The organism is Roseomonas populi, assembly GCF_024594815.1.
GTDB classification, from domain to species: domain Bacteria; phylum Pseudomonadota; class Alphaproteobacteria; order Acetobacterales; family Acetobacteraceae; genus Roseomonas; species Roseomonas populi.
Window position 1 is genome coordinate 413,519 of record NZ_JANJOU010000001.1, and the last position, 22,867, is coordinate 436,385.

Annotated in this window: 20 protein-coding genes; 13 read left to right on the forward strand and 7 right to left on the reverse strand. The window is 72.6% G+C overall.

Translation table 11 applies throughout. The features are described from left to right. The first annotated feature begins 92 nt into the window (after positions 1 to 92). Positions 93 to 1,379: an NAD(P)/FAD-dependent oxidoreductase gene (locus tag NRP21_RS02085; RefSeq protein WP_257714500.1), complete on the forward strand. Its 1,287-nt coding sequence runs from the start codon at positions 93 to 95 to the stop codon at positions 1,377 to 1,379. A 73-nt stretch (positions 1,380 to 1,452) separates the two neighbouring features. After that, positions 1,453 to 2,049 (forward strand): hypothetical protein, encoded by a 597-nt coding sequence (locus NRP21_RS02090; protein ID WP_257714501.1) that lies wholly within the window; start codon positions 1,453 to 1,455, stop codon positions 2,047 to 2,049. A 6-nt stretch (positions 2,050 to 2,055) separates the two neighbouring features. Here the strand turns inward: NRP21_RS02090 and NRP21_RS02095 are convergent, their stop codons facing one another. Beyond that, a complete protein-coding gene (locus tag NRP21_RS02095; RefSeq protein ID WP_257714502.1) occupies positions 2,056 to 3,054 on the reverse strand; it encodes a mitochondrial fission ELM1 family protein in 999 nt (332 codons plus the stop codon). A 96-nt stretch (positions 3,055 to 3,150) separates the two neighbouring features. On the opposite strand from NRP21_RS02095, the gene NRP21_RS02100 reads away from it, so the two are divergent. Then, positions 3,151 to 3,876 (forward strand): orotate phosphoribosyltransferase, encoded by a 726-nt coding sequence (locus tag NRP21_RS02100; protein ID WP_257714503.1) that lies wholly within the window; start codon positions 3,151 to 3,153, stop codon positions 3,874 to 3,876. A 269-nt stretch (positions 3,877 to 4,145) separates the two neighbouring features. Beyond that, a complete protein-coding gene (locus NRP21_RS02105) occupies positions 4,146 to 6,428 on the forward strand; it encodes a hypothetical protein (protein ID WP_257714504.1) in 2,283 nt (760 codons plus the stop codon). Positions 6,429 to 6,567: 139 nt separating this feature from the next. Here the strand turns inward: NRP21_RS02105 and NRP21_RS02110 are convergent, their stop codons facing one another. Beyond that, positions 6,568 to 7,176, reverse strand: coding sequence for a hypothetical protein (locus tag NRP21_RS02110; RefSeq protein ID WP_257714505.1), 609 nt, complete (start codon positions 7,174 to 7,176; stop codon positions 6,568 to 6,570). Between the two features lie 219 nt (positions 7,177 to 7,395). On the opposite strand from NRP21_RS02110, the gene NRP21_RS02115 reads away from it, so the two are divergent. The 6 genes from NRP21_RS02115 (at position 7,396) to NRP21_RS02140 (ending at position 14,352) form a co-directional block, all read left to right on the forward strand. After that, a complete protein-coding gene (locus tag NRP21_RS02115) occupies positions 7,396 to 8,727 on the forward strand; it encodes an Nramp family divalent metal transporter (protein WP_257714506.1) in 1,332 nt (443 codons plus the stop codon). Between the two features lie 65 nt (positions 8,728 to 8,792). Then, positions 8,793 to 9,731: a 2-hydroxyacid dehydrogenase gene (locus NRP21_RS02120; RefSeq protein ID WP_257714507.1), complete on the forward strand. Its 939-nt coding sequence runs from the start codon at positions 8,793 to 8,795 to the stop codon at positions 9,729 to 9,731. A gap of 11 nt (positions 9,732 to 9,742) precedes the next feature. Continuing rightward, a complete protein-coding gene (locus tag NRP21_RS02125) occupies positions 9,743 to 10,864 on the forward strand; it encodes a DUF2252 domain-containing protein (protein ID WP_257714508.1) in 1,122 nt (373 codons plus the stop codon). 32 nt (positions 10,865 to 10,896) lie between these two features. Beyond that, positions 10,897 to 12,594: a peptide ABC transporter substrate-binding protein gene (locus NRP21_RS02130; protein ID WP_257714509.1), complete on the forward strand. Its 1,698-nt coding sequence runs from the start codon at positions 10,897 to 10,899 to the stop codon at positions 12,592 to 12,594. 10 nt (positions 12,595 to 12,604) lie between these two features. Next, a complete protein-coding gene (locus NRP21_RS02135; protein ID WP_257714687.1) occupies positions 12,605 to 13,534 on the forward strand; it encodes an ABC transporter permease in 930 nt (309 codons plus the stop codon). Further along, positions 13,531 to 14,352 carry an ABC transporter permease gene (locus NRP21_RS02140; protein ID WP_257714510.1) on the forward strand — a complete coding sequence of 274 codons (822 nt, stop codon included), beginning with the start codon at positions 13,531 to 13,533 and terminating at the stop codon, positions 14,350 to 14,352. Before NRP21_RS02135 ends, NRP21_RS02140 begins: the two co-directional genes overlap by 4 nt. Before the next feature lie 9 nt (positions 14,353 to 14,361). On the opposite strand, the gene NRP21_RS02145 is transcribed toward NRP21_RS02140, so the two are convergent. Then, entirely contained in the window at positions 14,362 to 14,958 is a 597-nt protein-coding gene (locus tag NRP21_RS02145; RefSeq protein ID WP_257714511.1) for a TetR/AcrR family transcriptional regulator, read from the reverse strand. A 141-nt stretch (positions 14,959 to 15,099) separates the two neighbouring features. On the opposite strand from NRP21_RS02145, the gene NRP21_RS02150 reads away from it, so the two are divergent. After that, the gene (locus NRP21_RS02150) at positions 15,100 to 15,498 is read left to right on the forward strand and encodes a RidA family protein (protein ID WP_257714512.1); all 399 of its coding nucleotides are present in this window, start codon (positions 15,100 to 15,102) and stop codon (positions 15,496 to 15,498) included. 13 nt (positions 15,499 to 15,511) lie between these two features. On the opposite strand, the gene NRP21_RS02155 is transcribed toward NRP21_RS02150, so the two are convergent. After that, positions 15,512 to 17,485 carry a PhoX family protein gene (locus tag NRP21_RS02155; RefSeq protein WP_308219860.1) on the reverse strand — a complete coding sequence of 658 codons (1,974 nt, stop codon included), beginning with the start codon at positions 17,483 to 17,485 and terminating at the stop codon, positions 15,512 to 15,514. A gap of 114 nt (positions 17,486 to 17,599) precedes the next feature. Beyond that, positions 17,600 to 18,172, reverse strand: a complete 573-nt coding sequence (locus NRP21_RS02160; protein ID WP_257714513.1) for a DUF2585 domain-containing protein — start codon at positions 18,170 to 18,172, stop codon at positions 17,600 to 17,602. Between the two features lie 103 nt (positions 18,173 to 18,275). On the opposite strand from NRP21_RS02160, the gene NRP21_RS02165 reads away from it, so the two are divergent. Both NRP21_RS02165 and NRP21_RS02170 read left to right on the forward strand, forming a co-directional pair. After that, on the forward strand, positions 18,276 to 19,508 hold the full coding sequence (locus NRP21_RS02165; protein WP_257714514.1) for a hypothetical protein: 1,233 nt from the start codon (positions 18,276 to 18,278) through the stop codon (positions 19,506 to 19,508). Positions 19,509 to 19,626: 118 nt separating this feature from the next. After that, positions 19,627 to 20,361 carry an NADPH-dependent F420 reductase gene (locus NRP21_RS02170; protein ID WP_257714515.1) on the forward strand — a complete coding sequence of 245 codons (735 nt, stop codon included), beginning with the start codon at positions 19,627 to 19,629 and terminating at the stop codon, positions 20,359 to 20,361. A gap of 9 nt (positions 20,362 to 20,370) precedes the next feature. Here NRP21_RS02170 and NRP21_RS02175 read toward each other — a convergent pair whose 3' ends face one another. Continuing rightward, a complete protein-coding gene (locus tag NRP21_RS02175; RefSeq protein ID WP_257714516.1) occupies positions 20,371 to 21,567 on the reverse strand; it encodes a Zn-dependent hydrolase in 1,197 nt (398 codons plus the stop codon). A gap of 79 nt (positions 21,568 to 21,646) precedes the next feature. After that, positions 21,647 to 22,825 (reverse strand): calcium-binding protein, encoded by a 1,179-nt coding sequence (locus NRP21_RS02180; RefSeq protein WP_257714517.1) that lies wholly within the window; start codon positions 22,823 to 22,825, stop codon positions 21,647 to 21,649. Positions 22,826 to 22,867: the final 42 nt, after the last annotated feature.

Consider the following 22,867-nt stretch of genomic DNA (forward strand, 5'->3'; position numbering starts at 1 on the left):
GGTTTGGTGCCCCGCAACCGATCGGGCGGCAAGCCCCTTCAACCCGGTAGCGCCCCGGAAGACACCAGGGCGGCGCGACAGGAGGCCTTCGGATGGCGGGACCGCACCGGCTGGTGGTGGTGGGCGCGGGGGCGGGCGGGCTGGACCTGGCCACGCGGCTCGCGCGGCGCCGCGTGCCGGGGCTGGCGGTGACGCTGGTGGACCGCGCCTCCTCCCATGTCTGGAAGCCCCGGCTGCACCAGGTGGCGGCGGGCACGCTGGACACGGCGCAGGACGAGATTACCTACCTGGACCACGCGGCGCGGCTGGGGATGGCCTTCCGCCCGGGCCTGCTGCGGGGGATCGACCGAGCGGCGCGCCGGATCACCCTCGGTACGGTGCAGGACGAGGCCGGGCGGGACGAGGTGACGGCCGAGGTGCCCTACGACACGCTGGTGCTGGCGATCGGCAGCACGGCCGACGACTTCGGCACCCCGGGCGTGCGGGAGCACGCGGTGTTCATCGACAGCCGGGAGCAGGCCGAGGCCTTCCGGGTGGAGCTGCGCCGTGCCGTGGTGCGGGCGCTGGACGATCCGGCGGTGCGGGAGGTCTCCATCGTCATCGTCGGCGGCGGGGCCACCGGCACGGAGCTGGCGGCGGAGTTGCACCAGGCTTTGGACCTGGCCTCAGGCTACGGGGTGCCGGACCTGCGGGACCGGCTGCGGGTGACGCTGGTGGAGATGGCGCCGCGCATCCTCTCCGCCTTGCCGGAAAAGGTGTCCACCGCCGCCACCGCCGTGCTGCGCAACCTCGGCGTGACGGTGCTGACCGAGGCGGCGGTGGCATCGGTGGACGAGGCAGGCGTGACCCTGAAGGACGGTCGGCGGGTCGAGGCCTCTATCCAAGTCTGGGCCGCGGGCGTCCGCGCCCCCGCCATCACCCGGGCGCTGGACGGGCTGGAGCTGGACCGCGCCGGGCGGATCCGCGTGGGCGAGGACATGGTGAGCCTGACGGACCCCGCGATCCTTGCCCTGGGCGACTGCGCCGCGCTGATTCCGGCCGGGGGAGAGAAGCCCTTGCCCGCCACCGCCCAGGTGGCCCACCAGCAGGCCCGGCACCTGGCGCGGCACCTGCCCGCTCGGCTCTCCGGCACGCCGCTGCCGCCTTTCCGCTACGTGCCGCGCGGCTCCCTTGTCTCCTTGGGGGACTACGATGCCTTCGGCAGCCTCGGGCGGCTAGGCATCCTGAAGGGCGCCTTCATCGAGGGATGGCTGGCCCAGCTGAGCTACACGATGCTCTACCGGCAGTTCCAGCTGGTGGTGCATGGATGGCGGGCGCCGCTGGTCTGGCTCGCGGGGGCGCTACGGTCGCTCGCGCGGCCCTCGGTGCGGCTGGATTGAGGACCTCAGCGCGAGCCGCTTGGCCACGCCTGCCCGGCCGGGCAAAAGGCGGTTCCGTCACCGAGGAACCCGCATGAAGGCGGCCTTTGCCCTGATTTCCGCGCTCGCCCTGTTCCCGGGGGCGGAGGCGCGTGCCCAGGCCCCCTCGCCCCTGCCGGAGCAGCCCTCGATGGCGCCGTCGCGGGACGTGGCCGTGACCTACCGCATCACCGGCGCCGGGCCGGGAACGGCGGAGATGCGGGTGGCGTGGACGGCCTCCGGCCTTTCCCGGATGGAACCGCCGGGCGCGCCGGGCTGGATCCTGGTGGAGCGGAACCCGCCGCGCGCGACCATGGTGGTGGATTCCGAGCGCAGCTTCATGGAGTTGCCGGCCGAGATGGCCGCGGGAATGCGGCTGGACCCGCCGCCCGGCGCGGCCCTGACCAAGGGCCGGGAGGACCGGGTGGCGGGCGAGTCCTGCACCCAATGGGCCGGGCCACGCCGGACGGTGATCTGCGTGACGGCGGAGGGGGTGCTGCTGCGCTCCGTCTCGGCCCTGCCCGGCGGCGGGGAGAACCGGATGGAGGCCACCTCTGTCCGCTACGGCGCACAGGACCCGGCGCGCTTCCGCGTGCCGGCGGGCTACCGGCGCAAGCAGGCGCCCGGGCCGCTGGTCCCGCAGCGGCGGTAGGGCGCCTCAGCCCGCCAGGAAACGGTCCCGGATGACCGCTGCCACGCGCCCGCTCTCGTCCAGCGGGGCGCGGGGCGGGGCGTTCGGGAAGGCCGCGAAGGGCGCGGCCTGGCCGGCGGCGAAGAGGCTCTCGCGCAGGGCCATGTGGCGCGGCGCGTCGGGCGGGGTGCCGGCGACGAAGACGGGCGCGGATGTCGCCAGTGCCTCCGACAGCATGGAGACGGAATCGCCCGTCACCACCACCGCATCGGCAAGGGCGAGGAAGGCCGCGTAGGGGTTCGGGCCCTCCTGCCCCCATCGGTGCAGCAGGCCCGGCACGCCCGACAGGCGCGCGGCCACTGCCTCGGCCGCCGCAGCGCCGGTGCGGCGGCTGGTGGTGGCGAGCACGCTGCCGGCACCTGGGACCACCCGGCCGATGATCGCGGCCGCCTCGGCCGGGTCCATCCCCTCCCCCCGCACGGCGCCGCCCAGCAGCACGGCCACGCGCGGGCGGGGCAGCGCGGCGAGGTCCGGGCGGGATTCCCGCGCCGCCGCGAGCGCGGCGGGGGAGATGCGGTGGGTGGCGCCGAGGATTGGCAGGATGTTCGGGGCGGGCGCGGGGTGGTCGTGCCGGCCGATCACCAGCAGGTCGAAATCCGCCGCCGCCGCGCCCGGCCGCATGCAGTGGACCGTCCGCGCCCCCTGCCGCCGCAGCCAGCGGGAGACGGGGGCGGAGCGGCGCCCCGCGGCGATCACGAGCGACGGCCATTCCGGCACGATCCGGGGCGTGGTGCCCGGCGGCACGCGGGACCAGGGGCCTTCCAGCGCCGCCCGCCGCAGCCCTTCCCGCGCGCGCGCCGTGAGACCGAGGAGGCCCGGCCAGGGTAGCGGCAGCCGCGCCAGCGGGCCCCATTCCAGCGGGACGGCGCGGAAGGGCCGGTCCAGCCGCTCCGCGATGCCCAGCGCCTGCGCCGCCGTGCCGGCGCGCGGGTCGGCGAGGACCCAGATCCCCCCTTCCCCGCTCACCCCTGCCGTGCCCGTTCTGCGCATGGACGCCGCCGGGCCGTGCCGCTAGGGATCGCCGGATTTACGCCGCCGCCGACCGGGACAGGAGATATCGACATGGCCATGCAGCACGCCTCCGAGTGGGACCGCGACGCGGCGCTCACCACCGCCCGCATCCTCCTGGAGATCAAGGCCGTCAACTTCCGGCCGGAGGAGCCCTACACCTTCACCTCCGGCTGGAAGAGCCCGGTCTATATCGATTGCCGCCGGATCATCTTCTTCCCGCGCGCCCGCCGCGTGATCTGCGACCTGGCGGCGGAGAAGATCGGCCGGCACATCGGCTACGAGGCGATCGAGGCCGTGGTGGGCGGCGAGACGGCGGGCATTCCCTTCGCCGCCTGGATCGCGGACCGGCTGATGGCGCCCATGGCCTATGTGCGGAAGAAGCCCAAGGGCTTCGGGCGCAACGCGCAGATCGAGGGCGACGTGCCGGAGGGCAAGCGCACCGTGCTGGTGGAGGATCTGACGACCGACGGCGGTTCCAAGATCCGCTTCACTCAGGCGCTGCGCGACGCCGGCGCCATCTGCGACGACACCTTCGTGGTGTTCTTCTACGGCGTCTTCCCCGGCGCCTTCGACACGATGAAGGCGATGAACCTCAACCTGCACCACCTCTGCACCTGGTGGGACGTGCTGGAGGTGTGCCGCGAGCGCCCCTACTTCTCCGAGGAGGCGCTGCGTGAGGTGCGGCGCTTCCTGGAAGACCCGATGAGCTGGTCCAAGGCCCGCGGCGGCATCGGCAGCGCCGAGGAGGCGGTGGCGAAGGGCATCACGGCGGGCTGAGCGCCACTTCCGTCCGGGATCGACATGATCGATAAGGACCGGGGTGGGTCCGGCGACGCAGCCCAAGGCTGACGGCGCCGGCCAGGGGAGGCCTGGAGATGGCGAGTTGGAAGCGGATGGTCGGAACGGATGGTTCCGACCTTCCAGGCGACGTTGGTGCCGGGATGTCCGGCGAGATGCTCCTTCCCTTTTCCGGTCCCGGGCCGCTCCACTCCCAGATCACTCCCCAGTTCGCCCTTCCCCCGATCTTCCCTGGGATTTCGCTTGGCATGGCCCCGGTCGAGCTGGTTGAGGGCCGGTCCGATCCGGAGCCGGTCGCACTTCCTGGGGGGCAGGACAGCGCGGACGACGCTCCCTCCACCGCTGCCGCCTTCGCGGAGAGGAGCGGAGCGCAGGACGTGACCATCTGCTCCTGCACGCAGATCTATGTTCCCCCGCCCGTCGTTCTGCCTGTGGCCCGGGAGATCGGCCCGGTGGACGCGAACGGCGTGCTGCGGCCGAGCGGCGGCGGCACCATCGCGGACCCGAACTTCCGGGGCATCACCGGCGCCGCGGTCCTCTCCCTCGCGACGGGCGCCTGGACGGTCGATCTCGGCACGGAGGCGACGCAGGCCTCGGCGCGGCCCGGGGACGGGTTCTTCCGCATCCAGGCGGAGGGGACCCGCACGACCTCCCTCAGCGTCGTGTCGGACCCGGACCTCATGACGACCCGGACCTGGGTGCTCGGCTCCACGGGGAATGACCGGATCGAATCAGGCTCGACCGCCGATCGGCTGGAGGGCGGGGCGGGGAGCGACACGCTGCGGGGCGGGGCGGGCGACGATAGCTTCGTCTTCCGCCCGGGGCAGCTGGGCGGGGATGCGGAGGTGGATGGCGGCATTGGGTGGGACACGCTGCGCCTGCTCGGCGGAGAAGGGATCGCTTCCGGCGACTTCGCGCGGATCCGCGACATCGAGGCGATCAGCGTCGCGCGGACCGACGGGAATGCGGTGTACGATCTGACGGGCGCCGGCGCGGCCTTCACCGGTGGCAGGGTTTGGATGGTCCTGAACGCCGAGGACACCGGCACGCATGTGGTCCGCGGGCCCGACGATGCCGAGGCCTTCACCTTCAAGGGCGGGGCCGGTGTGGATCACGTGATGCTCGGCCCAGGCAGGAATGTGGTGACCGGAGGCGGCGGCGCCGACATCTACAACTTCGACCACGTGGTGGCTCGCCCGCTTGGCGATGCCGTGGTCATCACCGACTTCGCCGATGGCGAAGACCGGATCGAGATCACGGCCGGCGCGAGAGGCTGGAATGCGACAGTGGGCACGCTGCTGGCCTATGTCCAGGAATCGCCCGACGGACTCCAGCTAAACGCCAAGGGCTATAGCCAACAGATCCTCCTCAAGGGGATCACCGCATCGCAACTGTGGATCGACGACTTCGTCACCCCATGGGCCGCCCCCGCCGGCACGGCTCCTTCCCAGGACTGGCACGTGGACAGCGGGACGGCCCCCTCCATGCACGGCGGCAGCGGGACGGACCGGCTGGTCGTGACCATGCAGCCCGGCGATGTCCTAACCGACAGCTTCTTCGAATCGCTGGACGGGTTCGACGCGCTCGTCCTTGCTGGGACAGGTGGTGCGGGCGGACAACAGAGCGTGGTCATGGGGCCGAATGCCTCACACGCCTTCGGAACCTCGCGGCCGATCTCCGTGACGGCGGATCCGGACACCGCTCTTTCCCTCGATTACCGGGACCTCCCGAACGGCGGGACGATCGATCTCCATGGAAGCAATCTGGACGACGTCATCGTGGCCGGGTGGGGCCCTGACATCATCGATGGAGGACTGGGCAACGATACCATCGATGGCGGGGGCGGCTTCGACCTGATGCGCGGCGGCGATGGCGATGACACCTTCATCATCAACGCGGGCCATGTTGGTTCCGGCATCAGCAGCAACAGCAGCATCGGCTACTTGCTGCTGGATGGCGGGGCCGGGTGGGACACGTTGCAGTTCAACACCTCGGTTATGGATCCGATTTTCGGGATGAGGGGGATCAGGAACATCGAAGAGATCCGGATTGCTCCGACCCCCTCGAGATCGACCTATCATTTTCCCGCCTTCGATTTGTTCGGCGCGCCGACCTTCACGGACAACAAGGTCTTCATCAACGCGCACGATGCCGGAAGCTCGGGTGTCGATATCTCCTCCTCGGCCCTAAACGAGAATACCAGCGCGACCGTCATCGGTTCGGCGGGCGATGACGTGCTGGATCTGTTCTATTCCAACGCAACCATGACCGGCGGAGCAGGAGCTGACAGCTTCCGGCTCAGCTCCCATCGCGGATTGCTCACCATCACGGATTTCGAGAACGGTGTGGACCATCTGATGCGCCCCGCCGGGGCGTATGGCTGGACCTCGTCCACGTTCCAATCCATCGTCGATGGCGCCCGGGATACCCCCGATGGCCTTCTTATCGGCCTCGCCGGAGAGGCCAATACGCTCCTCGTCGGCATGAACCGGGCTCAGTTCGATTTCAGTGACTTCGTACTCTATCTCTAGAGCAGATCGCCATGGGGACAGCGTTGCCCTCAAGCGTGAACCCGCCCCCTGATCAGCAGGCAGGAGCGGCCGGAGTGAGCCGAAGCGAACGGATGCCGCTCCGAGCCCGGTAGCAGCGGGCTCGGAGCTTCCAGGTCCCTTACCTTGGCGGCTGGGTCCCCGGCGCCGCGGGCGCGCCGGGGGCGCCCTGCATCGTCTGGTAGCCCTGCGGCACCTGGAAGCGCGCGGGGTCCTGCGCCCCGTAGCGCACCTCCGTCGCTTCCATCCCGCCCTGCTGGCCGTTCGGGCCCTGGCCGGTGGCGCGCAGCGTCACGCCGTCCTCGGTCAGGCAGGCCACGCCCTGGCCCTGCGGGCCGCTCGCCGCCCATTCCGTGCAGGTGAGCCCGGCGATGGTGGCGGTACCCCGGCGCTCGAAGCGCACCCCCTCCGGCACGGGCTGCGTGATGACGCGCACCATGTCCGGCGGCATGGGCATGAGCATGCGCTGCTGATCGATCACCATGAGACCCGTGCCCGCCTTGCGGTCCAGCAGGATCCAACCGGGAGCACCGGGCGGCTCCACGCGCTGCCTGCCTTCCGCCACGGACCATGCCATGCGCAGCGGGCCCGGCGGCGCCCCGGCGCCGAGGGCCCGGTAGGTCACGGCCACGTCGCGCGTGGGCAGGGTGGCGGGCGGCGCCGTCTGGGCCGAGGCCGGCAGGGCGGGCAGGGCGAGGGCGGCGAGGACGACGAGCCTGGGCAGCGACATGCAGAGTTCCTCCGTCGGGCCCGTTGTGAGCCGCGCGGGCACCGGCTGCCCAGGCACCGGCCGCGCACGATTGGGCGAGGAAGGTGCACACACATGCTTGCGGCACTGCGGCAAACCATCCACATTCGTGCAAAGCATTGAAATTCAATGGGATACCTAGACAGGTCTCCACCTGAACAGGTGTTCATCCATGCCTTGTGACGAGGAAACCGGATGTCGATGGCCCGACGCGAACTCCCCCTGGCCGGGCACACGCATGACAGCCGCAGCCTGCCGGAGGTGAACCGCAGCGTGGCCGTGCCAAATGCCGGCGGCTGGCTGCGGCGGCTGCTGGCCTTCATCGGGCCGGGCTACCTCGTGGCGGTGGGCTACATGGACCCGGGCAACTGGGCCACGGCGCTCGCGGGTGGGTCGGCCTTTGGCTACACGCTGCTCACCGTCGCGCTGCTCTCCTCGCTGATGGCGATCCTGCTGCAGGCTCTCTGCGCGCGGATCGGCATCGCCACGGGGCACGACCTGGCGCAGCTCTGCCGGGACCGCTTTCCGCGCTGGGTGGGCGTGCCGCTGTGGTTCCTGGCGGAGATCGCGATCTGCGCGACAGACCTGGCGGAACTGATCGGCACGGCCATCGCGCTCCAGCTCCTGTTCGGCATCCCGCTGATGGCGGGCGTGCTGCTGACGGCGCTGGATGCCTTCCTCATCCTCTGGCTGCAGAACAAGGGGATGCGCTGGCTGGAGGCTTTCATCATGGGGATGATCGCGCTCATCGCCGGGTGCTTCGTGGTGCAGGTGGCGCTGGCGGACCCGGTCTGGGGCGAGGTTCTGCGGGGCTACCTGCCCTCCACCTCGATCGTGACGAACCAGACGCAGCTCTACATCGCGCTCGGCATCCTCGGCGCCACGGTCATGCCGCATAACCTCTACCTGCACACCGCCGTCATCCAGTCCCGCGACATCCGGCAGGACGAGGAGGGGAAGAAGGAGGCGATCCGCTTCGCCACCATCGACAGCACGGTGGCGCTCGGCCTCGCGCTGCTCATCAACTCCTCCATCCTCATCCTCGCCGCCGCCGCCTTCCACGCGAACGGACAGACGGAGGTGGCGGAGATCCAGGACGCGCACCAGCTGCTGGCCCCGATCCTCGGCACGGCGGCGCCCTATCTCTTCGCCATCGCCCTGCTGGCCTGCGGGCTTAACTCCACCGTCACGGCGACGCTGGCCGGGCAGGTGGTGATGGAGGGTTTCCTGCACATCCGCCTGAACCCGGTGGTGCGGCGCCTGTTGACGCGGCTGATCGCCATCATCCCCGCCGTGATCGTGACGGCGATGTACGGGGAGAGCGGGACGGCGCAGATGCTGGTGCTGTCCCAGGTCGTGCTCTCGCTCCAGCTACCCTTCGCGGTGATCCCGCTCATGCTCTTCGCGGCGGATCGCAAGCGGTTGGGGGCGCTGGTGGCGCCGCGCTGGCAACTGGCGCTGGGCTGGGCCTCGGCGGCGCTGATCGTGGTGCTGAACGTGAAGCTGCTGGTGGACTTCATTCTCGGGGATTGAGGGGGCTGGATGGCGCGGCCATCCGGGGCCAGCATCACGCGCCCGAGCAGCGGAGCCGACGCGCCATGCCCATTCCTGTCCTCGTCCTGATCGAGCTGCTGCCGGAGCAGCAGGCGCGGCTGCGGGAGGCAGGGTTCGAGCTGCATCCCGCCCCCGGCGCGGCGGAACGGGAGCGGGTGGTGGCGGAACGGGGAGCGGGCTTCCGGGCCGTGCTGACCAACGGCTCCACCGGCCTCACCGCCGCCGAGATGGAGCGGATGCCGGCGCTGGAGATCGTCTGCGCGCAGGGCGCGGGCTTCGAGAGGATCGACGTGGCGGCCGCCCGGGCGCGCGGCCTCGTCGTCACCCACGGCCCTGGCACGAATGACAGCTCGGTGGCCGACCACGCCATGGCGCTGCTGCTGGCGGCCGCGCGGGGGATCGTGCGGGCGGATGCGGCGGTGCGGCGTGGGGAGTGGCCGCGGCTGACGCGGCCCGCGGTGTTCGGGAAGCGGCTGGGCATTCTCGGCCTCGGCCGGATCGGGGCGCAGATCGCGGAACGGGGCGCGGGCGGCTTCGGGATGGCAGTGGGATATTGCGGGCGGCAGAGGCAGGAGGGGGTGGAGCACGCCTACTTCCCTTCCCCCGCCGCGCTGGCGGCATGGTGCGACTTCCTGGTGATCGCCACGCCGGGCGGTGCGGGCACGCGGGGCCTTGTCGATGCCGCCGTGCTGGAGGCACTGGGGCCGGAAGGGTTCCTGGTCAACATCGCCCGCGGGACAGTGGTGGACACGGCGGCGCTGATCGCCGCGCTGCGGGCGGGGCGCATCGCGGGCGCCGCGCTGGACGTGGTGGAGGGGGAGCCGAAGCTGCCGGAAGGCTTGGCGGAGCTGGAGAACGTTACCCTGACCCCGCATGTGGCGGGCCGCTCGCCGGAGGCGGTGATGGCGACGATCGGGCTGGTGATCGAGAACCTGACGGCGCACTTCGCCGGCCGTCCCGTCCTGACCCCCGTGCCGGCCTGAGAGGACGCTCCATGGACATCCTGGCATCGGTGGCCCGCTACGAGGACGACCTGCGGGCGGAGATGGGGCGGGAGGTGCTGCAGGAGGGGCTGGACGAGAAGCGCCGGAAGATGGCGGGCAAGGACCCCTTCCCCTTCCTCCGCGCCACCTACTGGCGCTGGGCGGAGACGGTGCTGGACGTGGCGCCGGACCTTGCCCATGCCCCCGCCGTGCTGGCGGTGGGCGACATCCACCTTGAGAATTTCGGGACCTGGCGCGACGCGGACGGGCGCCTGGTCTGGGGCGTGAACGACTACGACGAGGCGGCGGCGATGCCCTACGCCCTGGACCTGCTGCGCCTGGCGACGAGCGGGCTGCTGGCGGGCGGAGAGCGCGGCGCCGCCGCGATCGCGCGGGACATCCTGGCCGGCTACGCCGCAGGGCTGGAGGCGCCCGGCGCGGCGGTGCTGGACCGGGAGCGCCGCCCGCTGCGCGAGGCCGTCATGGTGCCGGAGGAGCACCGGGCCGATTTCTGGAAGGGGATGCGACAGAAGCGGGAGGCCTTCGAGGCGCGCCCGAAGCGGCAGCGCCCGACGATCTGGCCGCGCTACGAATCGGCTCTGCGCGCGGCCATGCCCCCTGGGGCCGAGCCCTCCCGCCTGTGGTACCGCAGCGCCGGGCTGGGCAGCCTCGGCCGCCCGCGCTGGGTCGCGGAGGCGGAATGGGCCGGCGACTGGGTCATCCGGGAGGCCAAGGGCGTCATCCCCTCCGCCTGGGGCCGCGCCCACGGGGGCGGGCACGCGATCCGGTGCATGGAGGTGGCGACGGGCCGCTTCCGCGCGCCCGATCCCTGGTACCGGGTGGCGAACGGCATCGCGGCCCGGCGCCTCTCACCGAACAACCGCAAGATCGAGGCGGACAAGCTCTTCGCGCCCGGCGCCAAGGGGCTGCTCGGGCGGGACGTGCTGCTCGGCGCGCCGATGCTGCAGGCCATGGGGGCGGAAGTGGCGGCAATCCACCTGGGCAGCGAGGGCGTGCGGGACGCGATCCGCCGCCACATGAAGGCCCAGCGCAGCGGCTGGCTCGGCCGCCTGGCCACGGCGGCCGCGGCGATGGTGGAGGAGGAGCACCGGCAGTTCCGGCGCGCCCGCTAGCCCCTGGCGGGGAAGCCCTGCACAATCCCCCGATGCAGACGCCCCCCGCTGCCCTTACCCGCCGCGCCGCGGTTCTCCTGGCCCTGACCGCCGGCGCCGCCTTCCCGGCCGAGGCCCAGACCCAGACCCAGACCCAGGCGCGCGATACGCTGACAGTCGGGATCGCCCAGGCTACCGGCACCTTCCACCCGAACATCGAGAGCATGCTGGCGAAGTCCTACATCCTGGGCTTCGCGCGCCGGCCGCTGACGGGCCACGGGCCGGACTGGAAGCCCGTCTGCTTCGCCTGCGAGGCCGTGCCGACGATCGAGAACGGCGGCGTGGTGCTGGAGACGACTCCGGACGGCAAGCCGGGGATGCGCGTGACCTGGCGGCTGCGGGAGGACGGGCGCTGGGGCGATGGCCGCCCCGTGACGGCGGAGGACATGCGCTTCGCCTGGGAGGCGGGGCGCGCCTTCGAGACGGGCTTCGGCGGCGCGGAGTTCTATCGCAGCGCCTACGAGTTCCAGTCCAGCGATCCGCGCACGGTGACGCTGCGATTCGACAGGGTGAATTTCGAGGCGGGCAGCGCGGGCGGCTTCGAGCCCCTCCCCGCGCATATCGACCGCGCGATCTGGGAGGCGGACCGGCGCAACTACCGGTCCCGCACCGCCTACGACACGGACACCGCCAATCCCGGGCTGTGGAACGGCCCCTACCGCATCGCCGCCGTGCAGCCGGGCGCGGGGGTGACGCTGGAGCGGAACGCGGCCTGGGCGGGGCCGGCACCAGCCTTCCGGCGCATCAACGTTCGCGTGGTGGAGAACTCGGCGGCGCTGGAGGCGCAGCTCCTCGCGGGGCAGGTGGACATGATCTCTGGGGAGCTGGGGCTCTCCCTGGACCAGGCGATCGCGTTGGAGAAGCGGGCGCGCGGGCGCTTCCGCTTCGAGTACCGGCCGGGGCTGGTGTGGGAGCACCTGGACCTGCGGATGGACCAGCCGCCGCTCTCCGACCTGCGGGTGCGGCAGGCGCTGATGATGGCGATCGACCGCGGGCGGATCGTGGGAAGCCTGTTCGAGAACCGCCAGCCCGTCGCCGCCACCGCCGTGCACCCCGACGACCCGATGGTGGACAAGTCCCTGGCACCCTGGCCTTTCGACCTGGCACGCGCGCAGGCGCTGCTGGAGGAGGCGGGGTGGAAGCCGGGGCCGGACGGCATCCGGCGCAACGCGGAAGGCGCGCGGCTCTCCGTGGACCTGCAGACCACGGCCGGGAACCGATCGCGCGAGACGGTGCTGCAGGTGATCCAGGGCATGTGGCGGGCGGCGGGGGTGGAGGCGCGCATCGGCAACCAGCCGCCGCGCGTGCTGTTCGGGGAGACGCTGTCGAAGCGCCAGTTCAACGGCGCCGTGCTCTTCGCCTGGATCAGCAGCCCGGAGAACGTGCCGCGCACGACGCTGCACTCGGACGAGATCCCGCGCGCGGACCGGAACTGGTCTGGCCAGAACTTTCCGGGCTACGCCAACCCGGAGATGGACGCGCTGCTGGAGGCGCTGCCGCAGGAGCTGGACGCGGAGAAGCGGCGGCCGCTCTGGGCGCGCCTGCAGGCGATGACGCATCGGGACCTGCCCGCCCTTCCCCTCTGGCACCGTGCGGAGCCGCATGTCCTGCCGCAATGGCTGGATGGCGTGCGGCCGACGGGGAACATGTCGCCCTCTTCCCTCTGGGTGACGGATTGGCGGGTGCGCTGACGTGCTGCGAATGATCGTCTGGCGGGTGCCGCAGATCGCGGCAACGCTCGTGATCCTCTCCCTCGTCGCCTACCTCGCCATCGGCGCCATGCCGGGCGATCCGATCTCGCTCGCCATGATGGCCGATCCGCGGCTGGGGCCGGAGGACGTGGCGCGGATGCGCGCGCTGCACGGGCTGGACCAGCCGCTGCTGGCGCGCTGGTGGGCCTGGGCCGTTGGCGTGCTGCGCGGTGAGTTCGGGTATTCCCGCCTCTTCGCGCGGCCGGCGGCGGAGGTGCTATTGCCGGCTCTGCGGGGCAGCCTGGTGCTGCTGGGCACTGCACTGGCGCTGGCGGCGGGCATTGGCGTGGCCGCCGGGATGCTGGCGGCGCTGCGGCCGCGCTGGCGCGGGGCGGTGGACGCGCTGGCACTGGTTTCGCAGGCAGTGCCGGCCTTCTGGCTGGGGATACTTCTCATCATCCTCTTCGCCGTCACGCTGGGCTGGCTGCCGGCGGGCGGGGTGCCGGATTCCGGCGGCCTTGCGGAGGCGCTGCGCTTCCTCGTGCTGCCGGTCGCGACCCTCGCGGTCGCGCATCTCGCCGCCTATGCGCGGCACACGGCGGCGGCGATGGCGGATGTGCTGCGCGCGCCCTGGATCACCGCCGCCCGCGCGCGGGGGGCGCCGGAGGCGCGGATCGCGTTCCGCCACGCCCTGCCGAACGCGGCCGTGCCGCTGCTCTCCATCCTGGCGCTTGATGCGGGCGGCCTGGTCTCGGGCGCGCTGATCACGGAGACGGTCTTCGCTCGGCCCGGCATGGGCAAGCTGCTGACGGATGCGGTGATGGGCAGCGACCAGAACCTCGCCCTGCTCGCGCTGCTTCTGGTGGCGGGGGTGACGATGCTGGCGACACTGGCGGCCGATCTGGCGCAGCGCGCGCTGGACCCGAGACTGGCGGCATGACGCGGCTGCGCGCGGGGGTGGCGATCCTGCTGCTGCTGGTCCTGGCCGCGATCGCGGCGCCGGCTGTGGCGGCGTGGCTGGGGGTGGACCCGGAGGTGCCGGACATCCTGGCGCGTCAGGCGCCGCCCTCCATCGCGCACCCGCTGGGCACGGATGAGCTGGGGCGGGACATCCTCGTGCGGCTCCTCATCGGGGCGCGCGTCTCGCTGACCGTGGGTGCGGCCGCGGCGGTGGCCTCCACGGTGCTGGGGCTGGCGGCGGGGCTTCTGGCAGCTTGGCGCGGGGGCTGGGTGGATGCGCTGGTGATGCGGCTGGCGGACGGGCTTCTCGCCCTGCCCGCCCTGCCGCTGCTGGTGCTGCTCGCGGCGCTGGACCCCTCCGCCATCGGGCTGCCGCGCGGGGATGCCTCCGCCGACGTGGTGCGGATCGTGGGCATCCTCGCGCTGTTCGGCTGGGTGGGCGTCGCGCGGCTCACCCGCGCCGCCGCCATCTCCGTGCTGGCGCGGGACCATGTGCGGGCGGCGCGGGCGCTGGGCGTGGGCGAGGGGCGGCTGCTGCGCCGGCACGTGGTGCCCGCGCTGGCGGCGCCGCTGGCCGTCGCGGGATCCCTGGCGGTCGCGGGGGCGATCCTGGCGGAGAGCACCCTGTCCTTCCTCGGCCTGGGCATCCAGCCGCCGGCCGCGTCCTGGGGCAACATGCTGGCGAACGCGCAGGACCTGGTGTTCAGCGCGCCCATGGCGGCGCTGTGGCCGGGGCTGGCGATCGCCCTAGCGGTGGCGGGGGCGATGCTGGTGGCGGACGGGCTGCGGGAGGGCTGAGGGCCGCCCTCACCCCCTCTCCCGCAGCAGGCCGGAAGCAAGGAAGCGGAAAGCCTCGATGGCCTTAACGAGGACGGCACGGGGATCGTCGGAGGCGGCAACCCAGAGCGCGGCGTTCAGCGCCGCGCCGTTGACGAGCCGGGCGGCGGCCTCGGCATCCACCGGCCGGACGGTTCTCTCCTCGATCAGCGCCTGGATCGTGGCCGTCGTCGTGCGGAGGCAGGCGTTCTGCCCCGGCCACTGAGCGGGATCGCCGAGGACAGCCGGGCCGTCGAGCAGCATGATGCGCTGGATCTCCGGCTCCAGCGCCATCTCGATATAGGCCACGCCTTCCTCGATGAAGCCCTGCCACGGGGTTTCCGCGCGGTCCCGCGCGGCGCGTGCGCCCTCCGCCATTTCCGCGTCAATCTCGTCGATCACGGCCCGCAGCAGGCCCTTCTTGTCGCCGAAGTTGTGGTAGAGCGCGCCCCGCGTCAGGCCCGCCTCCGCCGTCAGCTCGTCCATCGACGCGGCCGCGTAGCCTTTCTCCGCGAAGGCTTTCCGCGCCGCCCGGATGAGCTTGGCCCGGGTCTCCTCCATCATCTTCGCGCGCCGACCAGTGGCCAAGATTGCACCTCAAAATTCGCATACGCTACGTATGCCGGTTGACATACGCGGCGTATGTCCCGAGATATCCGCATACGGGGCGTATATGGAATGCCCCTGCGGCCGGCGCCAAGCTCCGGCCCTTCATAGCAGGAGAGACCCATGAACAAGCGCGACGCGATCTTCCCGCCCGGCCGGCAGGCGCTCTACGAAAAGCACCGCTACTCGGCGGCTATCCGGTCCGGCGACTTGGTCTTCGTCTCGGGCCAGGTCGGGAGCCGCGAGGACGGTTCGCCCGAGCCGGACTTCGAGAAGCAGGTCCGGCTGGCCTTCGAGAGGCTGAACGCCGTGCTGAAGGCCGCCGGCGGCAGCTTCGACGACGTGGTGGACGTGACCACCTTCCACACCGACCCGGAGAGGCAGTTCGAGACAGTGCTGGCCGTCAAGAACGAGGCGATCGGGCCGGCGCCCTACCCCGCCTGGACGGCGGTGGGCGTGACCTGGCTCGCGGGCTTCGACTTCGAGATCAAGGTGGTTGCCCGCATCCCCGCCGCGGGCTGAACCGGGCGCGCGGTCAGATCCCGACCACGCCCCCGTCCTTCTTCACGATGGCGATCACGGATGGCCGCGGCGGCATGCCCGGCTGGAAGTCCGGCCAGCGTGTGGAGGGGTTCTCGAAGGTGCTCTCCGCGTCCTCGCCGGGATGCTGGATGGCCAGGAAGACGGTGCGGTCGCCCGGGCCAATCAGGGGGCCGCACACCTCAGCGCCCTGTGGCGCGGCGTAGAAGCGCCGCGTCAGCGCGCGGCCTTCCCCGTCCGTGTCGGCGGCGTAGAGGCCATCCGCCACCTTCGCCGCATGGGGCGCGCCGTCCGTCGCGATCCAGATGCGGCCCTTGCTGTCGAAGGCGCAGTTGTCCGGGCAGGAGAGCCAGCCGGAATCCGGGCCGACGGCGCGGTGATAGGCTGCGCCGGCGCTCGTGCCGGGCTGGCCGGCCATCAAGAACACCTCCCAGCGCGCCGTGCGGGCGGCGTGGTCGCGGTTCCCCGGCGGGATGATCTCCAGCGCGTGGCCGTGGGCGTTGCTCGGGCGCGGGTTCGTCGCGTCCAGCCGGTCCGGGCGGCGGCTCGTGTTGTTGGTGAGCATGACATAGACGCGGCCATTGACGGGGTTCGTCTCCACGTCCTCCGGCCGGTCCATCGGGGTCGCGCCGAGCAGGTCGGCGGCGCGGCGGGTTTCGATCACCACGTCGCCCTGGCTGCGGAAGCCGTTCGCCTCGGTCAGCGGGCCCTCGCCATGCACCAGCGGCAGCCAGTCCAGCGTGCCGTCGTCGTGGAAGCGGGCGACCATCAGCGTGCCGTCGTCCAGCAGGTCGCGGTTGGCGGCTGGGTCCTCGCGGTTCCAGGGGCGGGCGGTGACGAACTTGTAGACGTAGTCGAAGCGCTCGTCGTCGCCCATGTAGATCACCACGCGGCCGTCCGGCGCCACCGCGTGGGTGCAGCCCTCGTGCTTGAAGCGGCCGAGGGCGGTGCGCTTCACGGGTTGGGAGTTCGGGTCATAGGGGTCGAACTCCACCACCCAGCCGAAGCGGTTCGGCTCGTTCGGCTCGTTCGGCTCGTTGCCGACATCGAAGCGCGCCTCGTGGCGTAGCCAGGGGAACTGGGGATCGCGCACCAGGCCGTAGCGCTTGTAGGCGGCGGCCTGCGCGCCCGTGGCGACCGCATCCCCGCCGAAGTAGTAGTTGAAGTTCTCCTCGGCGATCAGGACCGTGCCCCAGGGCGTGTTGCCGCCGGCGCAGTTGTTCAGCGTGCCCAGCACGCGCGTGCCGGTGGGATCGTCCTTCGTACGCAGCCGCTCATGGCCCGCAGCGGGGCCGCTGATGCGCATCGGCGTCTCCGCGGTGATGCGGCGGTTCATCTCGCCGCCCGCCACCGGCGCCCAGCGGCCGTCCTGGCGGCGGATCTCCACCACGCTGGCGCCGTGCGCCATGATCTGGGTGCGGACCTGCGCCGCCGTGGCCCGGGTGCGCGCGGCCTTCGCGTCGCCGAGCCCGGGGAACATCAGCTCGGGGTTGGTGTACTCGTGGTTCACCACCAGCAGCCCGTGCTCGCCGCCCCTGCTGCCCTTCGGCAGGGGGAAGAAGTCCAGGTAGTCGTTGTTGTAGCCGAACTGCAGGGCCTGGGCCTCGGCGGTCTGGTTCGCCGGGTCGAAGGCGGGGGCGCCGGGCAGGACCGGATCGCCCCAGCGCATCAGGGTCTGGATCTCGTAGCCCTCCGGCACCACGGAATCCGGGCTGTTGGAATGGGGCAGGCCGCGGAAGCCGAGGGTGGAGGCGCCCTCGGGCTGCGCGCCGGCCCCGGCGCGTGCCCGCGCAGGCAGGGTTGCGGGCAGCACACCGGCCGCGGCGGCGCCGAACAGCCCGCGCAGGGCCGTGCGGCGCGCCAGGCGGCGGCCGATTACGGAGCCGATGGGGTCGTCCGGCGCGGGATTGCTGCCGAGATCCTCCATGGCCTGCTGCGTCAGGGCAGGCCTGTCCACATTCACCGGCACCCCAGTCTTCCCCCAGTTTGATCCGCGCCCCTTAGACGGGCTCCCGGCAGGACGGGATGACAGATGGGTGTCGTTTCCGCGACACGAAACCCGCGGGCACGGCAGAGCGGCCGTTCAGCCCGGCAGGGCGGCCTGCCACTGGCGGATCGCCTCCACGGGGTAGAGCAGCATCAGCACGTTCAGGGTCAGGTTGTCCCGGATCACGGCCAGGGCCAGCAGCTCCATCCCCAGGCCGAGAAGCAGTGCCGCCCACCAGGGCAGCCGCGCCGCGATGAGAAAGCCCAGCAGCATGAAGCCGAGATCGGCCAGGGAGTTCACCACGCTGTCGCCGCTGTAGCCCAGCGCGGCCGTGGCCTCGCGGTAGCGGTCGATCACCATGGGGGTGTTCTCCGCCACCTCCCAGGCCGCCTCCAGCAGCGCGGCCATGACCGCCCGCGCCCCGAGGCCCGCGCGCGGCGCCAGCCAGCGGAAGAGCGCGTAGAAGAGCAGCCCGTGCACGAGGTGGGAGAGCGAGTACCAGTCCGCGAGGTGCTGCGAGTTCTCCGCGCTGTTCACCGCCCCGTGCCAGAGCTTCACCGAGCCGCAGGCGCAGATCGGCACCCGCCCCATGGCTAGCAGGGTTGTGGCCAGGGCCAGCGCGATGGCGGCGAGGGCGAGGGCGGTCCGGGAGGAATGGGACAGGCGCATCCCAGCGCCTTGCCACGACCGGGCCCGGAAGGCACGGGCTTGGCACGGCGGGCGGCGACGTTAGAAGCGGCGCAACAATCCCACTTTCCCTTCCGAGGCCCGCATGGCGCCGCGCGCCGCCTCCCTCATCGGCCAGCCCCCTGCCCTGCGCGACCTGCGCGGGAGCGAGTACGACGACGGCCCCGGGCCGGGCGCCCTGTTCCGTGGCTCGCCCGGGCCCTGGTGGCGGTCCCCTACCCTGCCCCTCTGCGGCGCCGCCCTGGTGGCGCCGGGCCTGGCCGTGGTGGCCCCCTGGGTCCTGGCGCCGCTGCTCGCCCTCGCCGTGCTGCTGGCGCTGCCCGGCCAGTGGCGCGAGCAGCGGGCCTGGCCCTGGCCCCGCGCCGCCGCTCTGGCGCCCCTGGCGCTGGCGGGCTGGGGTGCCGCCTCCGCGCTGTGGGCGCCCGATCCTCTCCGTGCCCTGACGGGCGCGGGATACCTTGCCGCGGCCGCCCTGCTCGGGGGCGCCTGCGCCGTGATGGTGGAGGATGAGAGGCTGGGCGCCCGGCGGGGCCTGGCGGCCTGCGCCGCCATCGGCTTCGCGGGCGGGCTCGCCCTGATGCTGTCCGGCCCTGTGGCCGCGCCGGCGGCGCCCTACCTGGCCATCCTTCCGCCGCTGGCGCTGCGCCTGCGGGTGCCGGCGCCCTGGCGCTGGCTCCTCCTCGCCGCCGCGACCGGGGGCGCGCTGCTGCTGCCAGGCGAGACCGCCCGCCTTGCCGCCCTGGCGGGCGGCGGGGCCGCGCTTCTCGCCGGGCTGGGCGGGCGGGTCGTCTCCTCCCTTCTCGCGCTTGTCCTGGCCGGCGCCATGCTCGCCTCTCCCGTGCTGCTGCCGCGGGCGATGCCGGACATCGCTGCCGGCGCGTCCCGGCCCGTGCTGCAGCGCCTGCTGGGCTGGGATTTCGCCCTGGAGCGGGCCGGGCGCGCACCCCTCGCCGGCTGGGGCATGGAGGCCAGCAGGAGCCTGCCGGGGGCCCACGCCACGCCCTCGCCGGCGGCGATGGCGCGGATCGGCATTCCCGGAGAGGTGCAGGAACAGCTCCTCGCGGGCGGGGTGGAACGCATGCCGGACCGCCCTGGCAACGCCGCCCTGCAGGTCTTCCTCGAACTGGGCTGGATCGGGCTTGGCCTTGCCGCACTGGCCGTGCTGGCGCTGGGCTGGGGGGCCGCACCGGCCGGTACCGGCGTGCTGGCGGCCGCCGCCGTGGCCAGCCTCGGCATCGGTGCGTGGGAGCCCTGGTGGCTGGGGAGCCTGGCCTTCACGGGGGCGCTGGCGGCGGCGCTGTCCGTGCGGCGGGGCTGAGGGGCGGGGCTGAGGGGCGGGACGGGCCCTGGCGTTCGTTCGCGTCCCGCAATGCTGTGGCTGCGGACGGCCCGGCGGGACTAGGCTTGGGCATCCACCCCCGCAGGGAACGCCCGCCATGACAGCCGCAGCCAACCCGATCCCTCGCCGCAGCCTGCTCCTGGCGGGCGGAGCCGCTCTCCTGCTTTCCGGCCCCGGGGGAGCCCTGGCCCAGCCCGCGTCCCGGTCGCCCATCGGCATCATCGGCTCCGGGCGGCTGGGGGGTACGGTGGGGACGCTCTGGGCCAAGGCGGGGCACCCTGTCCTCTTCTCCTCCCGCCATCCGGAGCGGCTGAAGGAGCTGGTGGAGGCCGCCGGGCCGAATGCGCGGGCCGGATTGCCGGCCGAGGCCGCCGCCTTCGGCGAGGCACTGCTCGTCGCCGTGCCCTACGGCGCCCTGCCGCAGGTCGGGCAGGAGCTGGGGCAGGCCCTGCGCGGCAAGGTCGTGCTGGATGCCTGCAACGCCGTCGTCGCGCGCGACGGCGCGGTCGGGCAGGCGGCGATCGAGCGCGGGATCGGCCTTGCCTCCGCGGAGCACCTGCCCGGGGCGCGCGTGGTGCGGGCCTTTAACACACTGGGCTCCCGCGTGCTGGCGGAGCAGGCGCACCGGGCGGGCGGGTTGGTCGCCATTCCCCTCGCCGGGGACGACGCGGCGGCGCTGGAGACCGCTTCCGCCCTGGTGCGCGACGCGGGGTTCGATCCCGTGGTCGTCGGGCCGCTCTCGCGCGCCACGGATTTCGCCATGGGCGCGCGGGGCTACGGCCAGGTCGTGGCGGCGCCGGAACTGCGGCGGATCCTCGGCCTGACCGGCTGATCCCGGCGGCTACGCCGCCAGGATGCGGCGCGCCCCTTCGGCCAGCACGCGCATTCCCAGCGCCAGGTCCTCGTCCTTCGTGTCCTCCGTCCAGTGGTGGCTGATGCCGTTGATGGAGGGCACGAAGAGCATGGCGGCGGGCATGATGCGGGCCAGGTACTGCGCATCGTGCCCGGCGCCGGACGGCATGCGGAGCGACTTGCCGGGGGCAAGCGCCTCGGCGGCCGCCTCCAGTGCGTCCTGGAAGGCGGGGTCGCAGACGGCGGGGGTGGAGAGGGACATGGCCTCCAGAGTCGCCACCGTGCGCTCGCGCCGGTTGCTCTCGGTGACGCAGCGGCGCAGCACCTCCTCCAGCCGGCGCAGCACGTCGATGTCCACGTCCCGGTACTGGAACAGGATCTCGGCGCGGCCGGGGATGATGGACGGGGCGCCGGGGGAGAGGGCGATGCGCCCGGCGGTCCAGACCGTGCGCTCCGCGCAGTGGCGGGGGAACTCGGAATCGATCATGGCGAGGAGGCGCACGGCGGCCATGCCGGCGTCGCGCCGCTCGTCCATGGTGGTGGTGCCGGCGTGGTTCTGCTGGCCCTCGATCACGATGCGCCACTGCCAGATGGCGACGATGCCGGTGACGACGCCGATGCCAAGGTCGCGCTTCTCCAGCTGGCGGCCCTGCTCAATGTGCATCTCCAGGAAGCCGCGGTAGCGGGCGGCATCGGCGCGCAGGCGCGGGCGGCCCTCCAGCCCGGCCTCTCGCAGCGCCTCGCGCAGCGGCTTGTCGTGGTACTTGTTGGCCAGGCGGTCGATCTCCGCCTCCTCCAGCAGGCCGGTGAAGGAGCGGCTGCCGATGAAGCTGCCGTAGTGGCCTTCCTCGTCGGCGAAGACCGCGACGTCCACAGGCAGGCCGCTGGCCGCGAGGTGCAGCGCGGCCACGCAGCCAAGCGCGCCGTCCAGCCAGCCCGCCTCGTTCTGGCTCTCCAGGTGGCTGCCTGCCAGCAGGTACGGGCCGGGCCCCTTGCTGCGGCCGAGGATGTTGCCGACGCCGTCCATCTCGGCCTCCAGCCCCTCCTCCTTCAGGCGGGAGAGGAACCAGTGGCGTGCCTCCATGTCCTGGGGGGAGTAGGTGGGGCGGTGGACGCCGGTCTTGAACGCGCCGAACTCGCGCAGCCGCTTCAGGTCCGCCAGGAAGCGATCCGTGTCCACCTGCATGCTCAGTTCCCGTCCTCTCAATTTACGGGCGCAGGTTAGGGCGGATCGGCCGCGCGCAGAACCGGCGCGCGGCGGGATTTCACGCCAGCCAGTCCGAAGCCGCCAGCGGGACACCATCCACCGTCAGCTCCATCGCCTCGATGCCGGAGACGGAGAGGCCGAGGTGGAGGTCCGTATAGGCCGCGTCCTCGCCGTGCCCGCCGGCGATCCACCGCGCCAGTTCGGCGGCGGCCGCGCGGTTGGCGGGATCAACCCAGAAGCCGGACGCGAAGTCCAGCCGTAGCGTGTCGTGGCCCTCGCCGCCGATCAGGATATCGGGCGCGGTGGCGCGGTCGGCGAAGGCGTGGATCAGCAGGTCGTCGCCCGTGCCGCCATACAGGATGTCCACCCCCGCCCCGCCATCGAGAATGTCGTCCCCCTCACCGCCGAGCAGCGTGTCGCGCCCGGCGCCGCCGCGAATCAGGTCGTCGCCTTCGCCGCCATCGGCGATGTCGTCGCCCTCGCCGAGGAGGATCAGGTCGTCCCCGGCGCCGCCGTCGACCCGGTCGTCACCCGCGCCGGAGGAGATGAGGTCCGGGCCGCCGCCGCCGAGGATGGTGTCGTTGCCGCGCCCCGTGTTGATCAGGTCGATGCCCGGCCCGCCATCGACAAGATTGCTCCCGTCCCCGGCCTGGATGGCGTCGTTGCCCTCGCCTCCGAGGATCGTGTCGTTCCCTGCCCCGCCGGTGATGGTGTCGTTCCCAGCGCCGCCGAGGAGGAGGTCGTTTCCGCCACGCCCGTTGATGAGGTCGTTCGCCGCCCCGCCAATCAGGGTGTCGTGGCCGCCGCCGCCGATGAGGACCAGCGGGGCGGGCGGCGCCGGTGCCGCCGGCGCAGCGGGGGCGGGAGCCGGGGATTCGTAATCCGGGGTGCCGGTGGTCGGGGCGTCGGGAGCGGGGACAGCGCCGGGGGCGGATGCTCCGGTCGTCGGCACCTCCGGAGCGGGCGCGGCCTCTGGCGGAGCCTCGGACGGAACCTCTGGTCGAGCCTCGGGCAGCGTCGGCATGGCGGCTTCGGCCGCCGTCGCTGCGGGAGTGGGCGCGGGCTCCTCCACGGCGGGGCCGGCCGTCACGATCACCGGCAAGGGGACGGTTCCGGCCAAGGGCGCCATGAACGGCATCACCCAGGCGTTGAACCAGAACGCGAGGGCCACGGCGTGCGGGTCACCCTCCGGTTCGGAGATTTCGGCGGAGGGGCGAGGGAAAGGGGTGGCGCGCACGGATCGTTCACCAATCGCTAACGATCTCTTTTCTGAGACATG

Bases quoted from the DNA above. Each gene is read 5' to 3' on its own strand.
- NRP21_RS02150 (WP_257714512.1), top strand. From the start codon at position 15,100: ATGAACAAGCGCGACGCGATCTTCCCGCCCGGCCGGCAGGCGCTCTAC.
- NRP21_RS02170 (WP_257714515.1), top strand. From the start codon at position 19,627: ATGACAGCCGCAGCCAACCCGATCCCTCGCCGCAGCCTGCTCCTGGCG.
- NRP21_RS02160 (WP_257714513.1), bottom strand. From the start codon at position 18,172: ATGCGCCTGTCCCATTCCTCCCGGACCGCCCTCGCCCTCGCCGCCATC.
- NRP21_RS02140 (WP_257714510.1), top strand. From the start codon at position 13,531: ATGACGCGGCTGCGCGCGGGGGTGGCGATCCTGCTGCTGCTGGTCCTG.
- NRP21_RS02120 (WP_257714507.1), top strand. From the start codon at position 8,793: ATGCCCATTCCTGTCCTCGTCCTGATCGAGCTGCTGCCGGAGCAGCAG.
- NRP21_RS02135 (WP_257714687.1), top strand. From the start codon at position 12,605: ATGATCGTCTGGCGGGTGCCGCAGATCGCGGCAACGCTCGTGATCCTC.
- NRP21_RS02085 (WP_257714500.1), top strand. From the start codon at position 93: ATGGCGGGACCGCACCGGCTGGTGGTGGTGGGCGCGGGGGCGGGCGGG.
- NRP21_RS02090 (WP_257714501.1), top strand. From the start codon at position 1,453: ATGAAGGCGGCCTTTGCCCTGATTTCCGCGCTCGCCCTGTTCCCGGGG.
- NRP21_RS02105 (WP_257714504.1), top strand. From the start codon at position 4,146: ATGGCCCCGGTCGAGCTGGTTGAGGGCCGGTCCGATCCGGAGCCGGTC.
- NRP21_RS02110 (WP_257714505.1), bottom strand. From the start codon at position 7,176: ATGTCGCTGCCCAGGCTCGTCGTCCTCGCCGCCCTCGCCCTGCCCGCC.
- NRP21_RS02165 (WP_257714514.1), top strand. From the start codon at position 18,276: ATGGCGCCGCGCGCCGCCTCCCTCATCGGCCAGCCCCCTGCCCTGCGC.
- NRP21_RS02175 (WP_257714516.1), bottom strand. From the start codon at position 21,567: ATGCAGGTGGACACGGATCGCTTCCTGGCGGACCTGAAGCGGCTGCGC.
- NRP21_RS02115 (WP_257714506.1), top strand. From the start codon at position 7,396: ATGGCCCGACGCGAACTCCCCCTGGCCGGGCACACGCATGACAGCCGC.
- NRP21_RS02130 (WP_257714509.1), top strand. From the start codon at position 10,897: ATGCAGACGCCCCCCGCTGCCCTTACCCGCCGCGCCGCGGTTCTCCTG.
- NRP21_RS02100 (WP_257714503.1), top strand. From the start codon at position 3,151: ATGGCCATGCAGCACGCCTCCGAGTGGGACCGCGACGCGGCGCTCACC.
- NRP21_RS02125 (WP_257714508.1), top strand. From the start codon at position 9,743: ATGGACATCCTGGCATCGGTGGCCCGCTACGAGGACGACCTGCGGGCG.